The sequence below is a fragment of the Persicitalea sp. genome, from assembly GCF_041751555.1.
Lineage (GTDB): Bacteria > Bacteroidota > Bacteroidia > Cytophagales > Spirosomataceae > Persicitalea.
Genome location: NZ_JBGSXF010000725.1, coordinates 1 through 9883 on the forward strand (window position 1 = coordinate 1; position 9883 = coordinate 9883).

At 55.2% G+C, this 9883-nt stretch carries 8 protein-coding genes; 5 read left to right on the forward strand and 3 right to left on the reverse strand.

Going from position 1 to position 9883, the window contains the following annotated elements:
• The 5 genes from ACEW8P_RS25390 to ACEW8P_RS25410 form a co-directional block, all read left to right on the forward strand.
• A partial coding sequence (locus ACEW8P_RS25390) for a HEAT repeat domain-containing protein (protein WP_373515860.1) occupies positions 1-2998 on the forward strand: 2998 nt, incomplete at its 5' end.
• A 27-nt stretch (positions 2999-3025) separates the two neighbouring features.
• Complete coding sequence (locus ACEW8P_RS25395; protein ID WP_373515867.1) at positions 3026-3109, forward strand: DUF4160 domain-containing protein; 84 nt, start codon at positions 3026-3028, stop codon at positions 3107-3109.
• Positions 3081-3290: a DUF4160 domain-containing protein gene (locus ACEW8P_RS25400; protein WP_373515861.1), complete on the forward strand. Its 210-nt coding sequence runs from the start codon at positions 3081-3083 to the stop codon at positions 3288-3290. The genes ACEW8P_RS25395 and ACEW8P_RS25400 overlap by 29 nt, the downstream gene beginning before the upstream one ends.
• Before the next feature lie 7 nt (positions 3291-3297).
• Positions 3298-3543 (forward strand): DUF2442 domain-containing protein, encoded by a 246-nt coding sequence (locus ACEW8P_RS25405; RefSeq protein WP_373515862.1) that lies wholly within the window; start codon positions 3298-3300, stop codon positions 3541-3543.
• A gap of 28 nt (positions 3544-3571) precedes the next feature.
• The gene (locus ACEW8P_RS25410) at positions 3572-5152 is read left to right on the forward strand and encodes a beta-N-acetylhexosaminidase (RefSeq protein WP_373515863.1); all 1581 of its coding nucleotides are present in this window, start codon (positions 3572-3574) and stop codon (positions 5150-5152) included.
• Between the two features lie 3 nt (positions 5153-5155).
• Here ACEW8P_RS25410 and ACEW8P_RS25415 read toward each other — a convergent pair whose 3' ends face one another.
• The 3 genes from ACEW8P_RS25415 to ACEW8P_RS25425 form a co-directional block, all read right to left on the reverse strand.
• A complete protein-coding gene (locus ACEW8P_RS25415) occupies positions 5156-6358 on the reverse strand; it encodes a M14-type cytosolic carboxypeptidase (RefSeq protein ID WP_373515864.1) in 1203 nt (400 codons plus the stop codon).
• Between the two features lie 74 nt (positions 6359-6432).
• Positions 6433-8826: a penicillin acylase family protein gene (locus tag ACEW8P_RS25420; protein ID WP_373515865.1), complete on the reverse strand. Its 2394-nt coding sequence runs from the start codon at positions 8824-8826 to the stop codon at positions 6433-6435.
• Between the two features lie 99 nt (positions 8827-8925).
• A partial coding sequence (locus ACEW8P_RS25425; RefSeq protein ID WP_373515866.1) for a bifunctional heptose 7-phosphate kinase/heptose 1-phosphate adenyltransferase occupies positions 8926-9883 on the reverse strand: 958 nt, incomplete at its 5' end.

Consider the following 9883-nt stretch of genomic DNA (forward strand, 5'->3'; position numbering starts at 1 on the left):
AGAAAATGAATGGCTCAAAGACCTAAACGAAGATGGCTCGCACGACTGGCGCGACCTGGCCGTGGAAAAAGACGAAGTTTGGCGGCTGGAAGACACCGATAAGGATGGCTTCGCCGACGTTTCAACGCGCATTCTGAGCGATTTTTTTGAAGAAATTTCCGACGTAGCCGGGGCGCTACTGGTGCGGGCCAAGGACGTGTTCGTGGGCATCGCGCCCGATATGTGGCGATTGACCGACACCAACGGCGACGGCGTTTTGGATCAGAAAACTTCGATCGCCCACGGATTCGGCGTCCACATTGGCTTTGGCGGCCATGGTATGTCGGGAGCGGTGGAAGGACCAGACGGGCGCATCTACTGGGGTATTGGCGACATTGGGGCCAATCTGACCGATATCAACGGTAAGAAATACAGCTATCCTAACGAAGGCGTAATCGTTCGTGCTAACCCGGACGGAAGTGATTTCGAGGTATTTGCCTCGGGTCTTCGCAATACCCACGAGTTCGTGTTCGACGAGTACGGCAACCTAATCAGCTCCGACAACGACGGCGACCATCCCGGCGAGAGCGAGCGGCTGGTCTATATCGTAGATGGCTCCGACGCGGGCTGGCGCTCGAACTGGCAGTACGGCAAGTACACCGATCCTAAGAACAACGACTACAAAGTTTGGATGGATGAGGAGATGTTCAAGCCGCGGCAAGAAGGACAGGCGGCCTACTTCATTCCGCCGATTCAGAACTTTCACAACGGTCCCACGGGCATGGTTTATAACCCCGGCACAGCGCTGGGTTCGGTCTGGAAGAACAAGTTTTTCTTGGTAGAATTTCGGGGCAATCCCGCCAATTCGCCGATCTGGTCCTTTGGTCTGAAACCTTCGGGGGCGTCCTTCGTGCTGGACGGCGAGCAGAAAGTACTCAGTGGCATCCTGCCGACAGGCATCCGCTTCGGTCCCGACGGTGCGTTGTACGTGGCCGACTGGCTCAACGGCTGGGACACCAAAAACACCGGGCGCGTCTGGCGGCTCGACGTGACGGGCGACAAAGACGACATGCGGGTTCTGCGCCAGGAAACGCTGCGGCTTATGCAGCTCGACTACGCCGCCCAAAACGATAACGCCCTGCTGGGCTATCTTTCCAATCCTGACGTACGCATTCGCCAGAAAGCCCAGCTCGAACTTGCCAAACGCGGCGCGAAAGGCGTGGCGGTTTTTGAAAAAGCTTTGGCCCAAAAAGATAACCAACTAGCCCGTATTCACGCGGTGTGGGGACTGGGACAATTGGCGCGGGAGAAAGAAAGCTATGGTATCCCCCTGCTGGACTATGTAAAAGATGCTGACGACGAAATTGTGGCGCAGACCGCCAAAGTACTAGGTGACGCCGCCATCAAGGCAGTTGGGCCATTGCTCGTGCCGATGTTATCAAGTACCAATCCGCGCGTGCAGTTTTTCGGGGCGCAAGCCTTGGGCCGCGTGGATCACAAGGCGGCGGTACCCGCTTTGCTGAAAATGATTTCGACTAATAATGACAAAGACCTCTACCTGCGCCATGCGGCGGTGCTGGCCCTCACGCGGCTTGGACAACGCGAGCCCATTATCGCGCTGGCCGACAGTCCCGATAAGTCGCTGCGGCTCGCGGCGGTACTGGTACTTCGCCGCTGGAGCGACGAGAATGTCCGCCGATTCCTCAACGATAAGGACGAGTACATCGTGGCCGAAGCCGCGCGTGCTATTAATGACGATCTGTCAATTCCCGGCGCATTGCCCGATCTAGCCGCGACTTTGAACAACCCGCGCTTCAAGTCCGAGCCACTGTTGCGCCGGGCTATCAATGCCAACCTGCGCGTGGGCGGCGAGGCGCAACTACAGGCCCTGCTGGATTTTGCCAAAAGAAAAGACGTAGACAACGAACTCCGCACCGAAGCCCTCGCGGCCTTGGGTACCTGGGCCAGCCCTTCCGTACTCGACCGTGTGGACGGTCGCTACCGGGGCGTCGTCAAGCGCGACGCCGTGGCTGCGCGAGCCAAGGTAGAACCGAGCCTTGCTACTTTATTACAGGACACTCAGCCGGAAATCCTGGTCGCTACCGCCGACATGATGGGTAATCTGGGCGTGACGGCCTATAATCCCAAGCTAGTGGAGGTTTTGCAAAAAAGCCAGTCACCCGATGTTCGGGCCGCGATGCTTTCGGCCCTGAGTACTTTGAAGTACAACAACATGGAATCTGTCCTGAAGCAGGGCATGAACGATGCCGATGAAAATGTCCGAGCGCGGGCATTGAGTTTGTTGGATGGTTCGGCCTTGTCCGCCGCCGCTTTGGGAGAAGTGGTGAACGCGATTTTTGAAAAAGGTTCGGTCAAAGAGCAGCAGCAGATGTTGCGGACGCTGAGCACCCTATCCGCCGCAAAGACGGAGCCAATTTTGGACAAGCTCGTCACTCGCATGGAAAACAAGGAACTTTCGCCCAACATCAACCTGGAACTGGCCGAGGCAGTGGATTCTACCAAATCCGAAAGGCTGCGGTCGCGGCTTGCTTCCTCGAAGCCCAAAGGTGAAGGCGTGGCTAACTTTATGGACGCCCTCACGGGTGGCGATGCCCAACAGGGTCGCCGCTACTTCGCCACCAATTCTACCGGGCAATGCGTCCGCTGCCATGCCATTGGTGGTCGGGGTGGTGAAGTTGGCCCATCGCTGACGCACATTGGCAGTACGCTCAGCCGCGAAAAACTATTAGAAGCTCTCGTTGAACCCAGTGCGCGGCTATCGCCGGGCTTCGGGACGGTGATGCTTACCCTCAAAGACGGACAAATGGTGACGGGAATTTTGTCCGAGGAGACGCCGCAGGAATTGGTTTTGAAAACCTCGGAAGCCGAGCCGCTGAAAGTACCCGTGGCCCGCATCGCTAAGCGCGAAAACCTGCCCTCGAGCATGCCGCCGATGGGGTACATTATGTCAAAGCGGGAAATCCGGGATATGGTGGAGTTTCTGGCGGGGTTGAAGTAAAGAATGACTTAGTTATATTTGCAATCAATGCCTGAGATCAGCCGCTTTTTCGGGATTGTGATCAGAATGTTTTATAATGATCATGCGCCGCCACACTTCCACGCTGAGTGAGTATGGAGAGGAAGAAGCATTGTTTAACATTCAGACATTGGAGATTCTGGAAGGGCGCTTGTCAAAGCGTGCGAAGATGTTGGTCGTGGAGTGGGCGCTGGAACATCGTGAGGAATTGGTAAGCAATTGGAACAAAGCACGAAAACCGGAAGAACTAAACAAGATTGAACCCTTAAAATAAGCTGCACATGTTAGCACATATTCTGGACATAAAGGTACTTGATGACTACGAAATCAAGTTTGAATTTAACGATGGTGTTTGTAAAATCATCGATTTCAAACCTTTTATCAAAAACGATTCTTTGACCAAACCTCTAGCTGATATGGACTATTTCGAAAAGGTAAAATTGTACGACCGTGGCCGAGGAATTTACTGGGATAACGGCTACGATTTTTGTCCCGATTATCTGCGAGAATTAGAAACTGTTGAATAAAAAACCTCCATTCCTACCAAGCCTCCTCATGCTGAACAAATTTCCGGCCCTTTTTTTCAAAACGACCCTATCCATTGCCGCGCTAATAATCCTTTTTTCGTGTGGTAACGAAAAACCCGCCAAACTCTCCGAGCAAAGCCTGATTCCTATGCCCGTGTCCGTCACGGCTTCCGAAGGTAGTTTTGAAATAACCGAAAATACCGACATCTACGTGCCGCAGGGTTCCGGGGAAGTACAGAAAATCGGGCAGTACTTAGCGGACAAACTCAATCCTTCCACGGGCCTGGGGGTGGAAGTGAAAACTACCGCTTCTGCTCCCGCTGCGGGCAACATTTACCTGAATCTCACAGAAGCCGACACCACGCTGAGCGATGAAGGCTACGAATTGGATATCTCGGTTGACGGCGTGACCCTCACCGCTCACCAGCCCGCCGGACTGTTTCGTGGCATTCAGACGCTGCGACAAGCCCTGCCCGCCGATATTGAGAAAACGGAAAAGCAATCCGGCTCCTGGAAGATTCCAACGGGTACTATCCGCGACTCCCCGACCTACGCCTACCGCGGCGCAATGCTGGACGTAGCTCGCCACTTTTTCAGCGTGGAAGACGTGAAGCGATACATCGACCTGATTGCCGCCTACAAAATGAATGTGATGCACCTGCACCTGTCAGACGACCAGGGTTGGCGGATCGAAATCAAATCCTGGCCCAAATTGACGTCTTACGGTGGAACCACGCAAGTAGGTGGCAACGGGGGAGGGTTCTACACGCAGGAACAGTACAAGGACCTGGTGCAGTACGCGCAAGACCGCTACATTACGATAATTCCTGAAATAGACATGCCGGGCCATACCAATGCTGCCCTGGCCTCCTATCCCGAACTCAACTGTAATGAGAAAGATCCGAATCCGAAATTGTACGAAGGTATCGAAGTGGGTTTCAGTACCTTGTGTACCAGCAATGAAACTACCTACAAATTTGTGGATGATGTGGTGCGTGAACTGGCTGCGATCACGCCGGGGCCATACATCCACGTTGGTGGCGACGAGTCGCACGTTACAGCTATTGAAGATTACATTCCATTCGTGAACCGGGTGCAGGATATCGTGCAGTCGCACGGCAAGCGGATGATCGGCTGGGACGAAGTGACCAACGCCAGCCTCAAACCAACTTCGGTGGCGCAATACTGGGCCAAAGCCGAGTATGCTCAGTCGGCGGCAAAACAGGGCGCGAAAGTGATCATGTCGCCCGCCAAGTACGCTTATCTGGATATGCAGTACGACTCGACCTCGAAGTTCGGTCTGCATTGGGCGGCGTACATCGAGATGGACAGTTCCTACAACTGGGAGCCATCCACGATGGTGCCGGGCGTGACCAAAGACGACATTCTGGGGGTGGAAGCCCCGATCTGGAGCGAGACGATTGCCGACATGGATGCGTTGGAATATATGGCGTTCCCGCGTCTGCCGGGTCTGGCCGAAATCGGCTGGTCGCCGAAGTCCGTGCGGGACTGGGAAGGGTATCGTACGCGCCTAGGCAAGCATGGCAAACGAATGGAGGCGATGGGGATTGGCTATTATCCGTCGAAGCAGATTGAGTGGGTGAAGTAAGTCTTATTCCACCGCTGTTACGGCGGCCCGCACCAACCCCGGCCCAAGCAGCAGCCAATCTGGCGTCAGCCGCCTGCCGTCCAGCTTATTTACCCTCTCCACCTTCAACTCCATAAGGTAAGCGGGGACTTGCTGTTCGGCCCACAGGGCCTGGTTGACGGTCATGCGCCCCGGCTGGCCTAACGTGGTAGATTCCGGCATTTTGCGCAGACCTTCGCTGGACTCGAAGGATGTGTTGTCGACCATACTTTGCCAGAATTTTTGTCCGGCGACTACATCCGGCCCCTGCACGTAGTCGGCGTTCTCGGTATTGTGCAGCGTCAGAAAAAAGTCAATACGGTTGCCGCGCGTCAGCCAATCTACGATGGCTTTTTTCTGTGCTTGAATTTCGGGCATTTCGGCGGGTTGAACCAAATCCCAGTTGCGGTTAAGATCGTGGCCGAACTGGTTAAATCTAACGCCTCCACGCACTACGCCGTCGGGGTCGGCCATCGGGATGAGTTGGAAAACTACCTTGTCTAGCATTTTCTTGCCTTCGTCACTTTCCAGTAGGTGTTTAATTACGCCTTCCATCACCCAGGAAGTACCCGCTTCCCAGGCGTGTTGCCGCGCCATGAGCCAAACTACCTTTTTCTTTTCGGTCGGAATTTGCGCGTTGGTGATCGTCAGCAGCGGGATGGGGCGGCCCTTGGGCGTTTGGCCGATGCTGCGTGTGGTCAGGTTGGGATACGATTGGTAGTTCGAGAGTAGTTTCGTCAAACGCGCGGTGGTGTAGGGCGGCTGGTGCGCTACCCACAGCCCATTTCTTTCGGGTTTCAGTTTTAGGGTCAGTTCTACTTTCTCTTCGTTCCAGCTTACTTCGTTGTCGGTCAGGTGCCGCCAAGTGGCGTTGTCATAGCTAACGACGGGGCGCGTTTGGGCCGTGATGGCGTGGCTGCCGGGCTTGTAGTTGTACTCGCCGACGAGGTCGGTAAGGTCGATGGTCAAAGCTTTGCCTTTGGCGTTTTCTACTTTGAAATAGTACCAACTGGACTGGCGATTGCGGTTTTGGGAATCGGACTCGCCAGCGACGGCGCAGCGGTAGTGCGTGGGGCTGACTTTTTCCAGGGTGCCTAGTCTGCCGCCTTCGAAATCGGTTTTGATTTTGATTTGGGCAGCTAATTGGAAAGGGAGGAGAAGAACCAAACCCAAAAGGATTCTTTGCATAGGTGTCTTGCTTTTAAAGTGTGACAAAAACGGGCTGGAGTCAGATGCGGCCCGTGCCGCCCGGCCGTACCACATTACTTCGCGGGACTGAGTGTCAGCGTTCGGTCGGCAACGGTTTTGATTTTTTCTTTATTGAAATAAACCGGAAAGTACTCGTTTTTGGTCCAGCGTTGGAAGAGGTCGCCGTAGTGCGGGTCATCGGGGTCGCCAGATTGGCCAGGGCTGTTTATTCCCAGCGTTTTGTCCCAATTCTCGGTATCGACCAGAATGCGGAACGACGCGCCGTAGCGCTGGAGAAGGCTGTTTCCCGTACTATTAACGGTTTCGCCGGAGCCACCGCGCGGTACGGGGCCAAAATTGATTTTCTTCCTCATTTCCGTACTCGCGAGTGGACTGAGCGGGTGCTCAATCGTAACGTGCTTGTTGGCGGCTTGGCCGTATTGCCAGCGGCTGGGGTCTTTGCCCAGTCGTTGGGTCAGCGCGGTGATGGCTTTTTGGAAAGAGACGCGCAGGATTTCGTCGCGCTTTTGTACGGGCATTGTGCCGAACTCTGCCGGGGGGGTGATGAGATAGTCCAGTAAGAGTTTGGTCGAAAGTCGCCGCAGGTGCGGGCGGGCCGCTTCGGGAACCATAATTTGGTGAATGGCTTCGCTCAACTGACTCTCCCATTCGGCGTAGACCGATGCCGCCACGTGTTCAGGTGTTAGCTGAAAGTCCCAATTTGACAGCTGCTCCACAAATTTCTTCTCGGCGGCATCGGCCAAATCCAGTCGCGCCAGCATCGGTACCAGCGTCCGGGCCGGGATGGAAAGGTAGTCGGTTTGGAGTTGGACAAAGTCAAAGAGATTGAACCGTTTCCCTGACCCCAACACCTCTTCGATGCGCTGGGCGCGGTAGGGCGACGACCATTCCCAGCCGATGGCATTGCGCTGGGGGAAATCGGGTGAGGTGAGGTTGTTGTTGGCTGTGGCGATAAAGCCTTCCGCCGGGTCGCTGCTGTGCGGCAATTCTTTGATAGGCAAAAAGCCCGACCACTCGAAGCGCCCATCGCCCGGCACGGGTACCAGTCCCGACCAGTTGGGCCGAATCGGGGCCAAACCCACGCCCTGCCAGCCAATGTGGCCGGCGCGGTCGGCCCAGACCATATTTTCGCCCGGCAGGCGGCTGTACGAACAAGCCTCGCGGAACTCATCCCAGTTTTTGGCCTGGTTCATCCGCAGACTGGCCAGGTAGGGCGAGGAGCCTACTTCGAGCCACCCGGTCCGCACGGCGTAGGCTTTATGGTTGGCTTTATCCTCAAAAACAACCGGGCCGTGGCGCGTAAATTTCAACTCGACGGACTGCGGTGAAGTACCATTGACGGCCACGGAATCGGTCAGGATATTCATGGTCACCCATTTGCCCTGGTAACGGTACTGGTTGGGGTTGTTGGGATTAGTTTCGTAGACGTATAAATCCTCGTTGTCAGTTGCAAAAACGGTCAGCCCCCAGGCGCCGTGGTCGTTGTGGCCAATGGAAACGCCCGGCAACGAAGGCTCCCCGGCCCCAATGACGTTCCAGCCGGGAGCATTGAGGTGAATCCAGTAGCGCAATGAGGGCGCCGCCTGAATGCGGTGCGGGTCGTTGGCCAGCATTGGAAAGCCATTTTGGGCCAAGCGTCCGTCGATGGCCCAATTGTTGGAACCTACGTATTGCCTGGCCTCCGCGTACCAGTCCTGAAAATCAAAAGTACCTTCTTCTTCCAGATTTCCGGTGCGTTTATCGGAAGCTGAAAACTTTACGGGGCTGCGGTGCGCGGTGTAAAGAGCCAGAATATCCTGAAACAGATCCTGACCCTCCACGCCCTTTTCCAGCTTTAGCTTGGGTTCAGTATCCCTCTTTCGCGTGGGGTGGAACCAGTTGAGTTCGCGGGTTTTAGCCTCGCCGATGAGTTGTACCTGCCGCCCGTAGTTAAGTTCATCTACCACGTTGCCGACTAATCCCTGATGGCGGCTCACAACTACCTCGGGTGTCCAGTAGTCGGGAAGGGTTTTGAGCAATTTGAATTCAAAGGGTAGATTCGTGGAATCGGCCCTCATTTCGGCTACGCGGGCGTTGATGCCCGCCACGAAAGCGGTGATAATCGCTTTACCGCGCGGGTGGTAGTGCGCGTACTCGCGCTCCATGTCGCCCCGATAGCGAAAGAGCCGCGTGCCGATGTCACGATTAACCTCCGAAGATCCAAGTAGTTCGGCGACGGTACCCGTAGCCTGCCGCCGCCACATTTCCAGTTGAAAAGGTCGATCGGAAGCCGCGACGTAGCCCTGCGCGAGGAAAAGGTCGTGTTCGTTCTGAGCGTAGATGTGTGAGATACCCCACTGGTCGCGGATTACTTCGACACTCTCCTGCAAGCCGTTGACTTTAAGGTTTTGGGCAAAGGAATTTTGTACAAAAAAAGACAGAAGAAGGAGAAAGGCGAGTCGCAGCATGAAGATTTCTTTTTGGAGAAAGTCAAACCAAGACTCTGTTTTACTTACTTAGTGAACAACCCTTGCGCCTTTGCCGCTCCGGCGTACCGGCCTCGCGGTTCAAATCAACCCCTCCCGCACCGCCTCCGCTTTCAACAGGTCTTTATCGATCGGCACCACGCCTACTTGTTCGCAGACCAGTCCGCCACCCAAATTGGACAGGCTAGCGATGGTGCGCGGCGGCAGCCCGAGGGCTACGCAGCAAGCCGCGATGCTGATGACCGTGTCGCCCGCGCCGGATACGTCGGCGATCTCCCGCACGTGCGCGGGAAGGTGGTGGGTTTCGCTCTGGTAATCGATATAGACGCCGTGTTCCGAAAGGGTAACCAAAGCGCCCGCCGCGCCGAGGGTTTCGGTGAGTTGCTGCACGACGGATTGCAAAGCGGCGGCGTCCCTTACTTCGAAATCTACCTTCAAACCTTCCCGTAGTTCTTTTAGGTTGGGTTTGAAAAGGGTCGTGTTCTTGTAAGCCAAGAAGTTACGTCTCTTCGGATCGACGACCGTCGGTATCTGATACTCATTGGCAAAATCGGTGATTTCAGCAATGACTTCAGGGCTGAGGACGCCCTTGTCGTAATCTTCAAAGATTACTACCTGACAGCCAAGTATTAGTTCTTTGGCTTTGAAAACCAACTGCTCACGTTCCGCATCCGAAATGTTAGCGTCGGTTTCGGTATCAATCCTGACGATCTGCTGCGAACCCGCAATGATGCGTTCTTTGATGGTAGTAATACGAGCATCGCTGCGAATCAAGCCTTCGCAACTTAGGTTGCGCGCTTCGAGTTGCCGTTCCAAAATATCGCCGGGCCCATCACTACCGACTACCGAGCAAACAATGGCCTCCGCCCCGAGGGCCTGGACGTTCAACAATACATTGCCCGCCCCACCCAGGCGGTACTCGCGCCGCCCGACGTGTACGACGGGAACTGGCGCTTCGGGAGAAATGCGCTCTACTTTTCCCCATACGTAGGAATCGAGCATGACATCACCCACGACAAGAATGCGTAGTTTGGTGAAG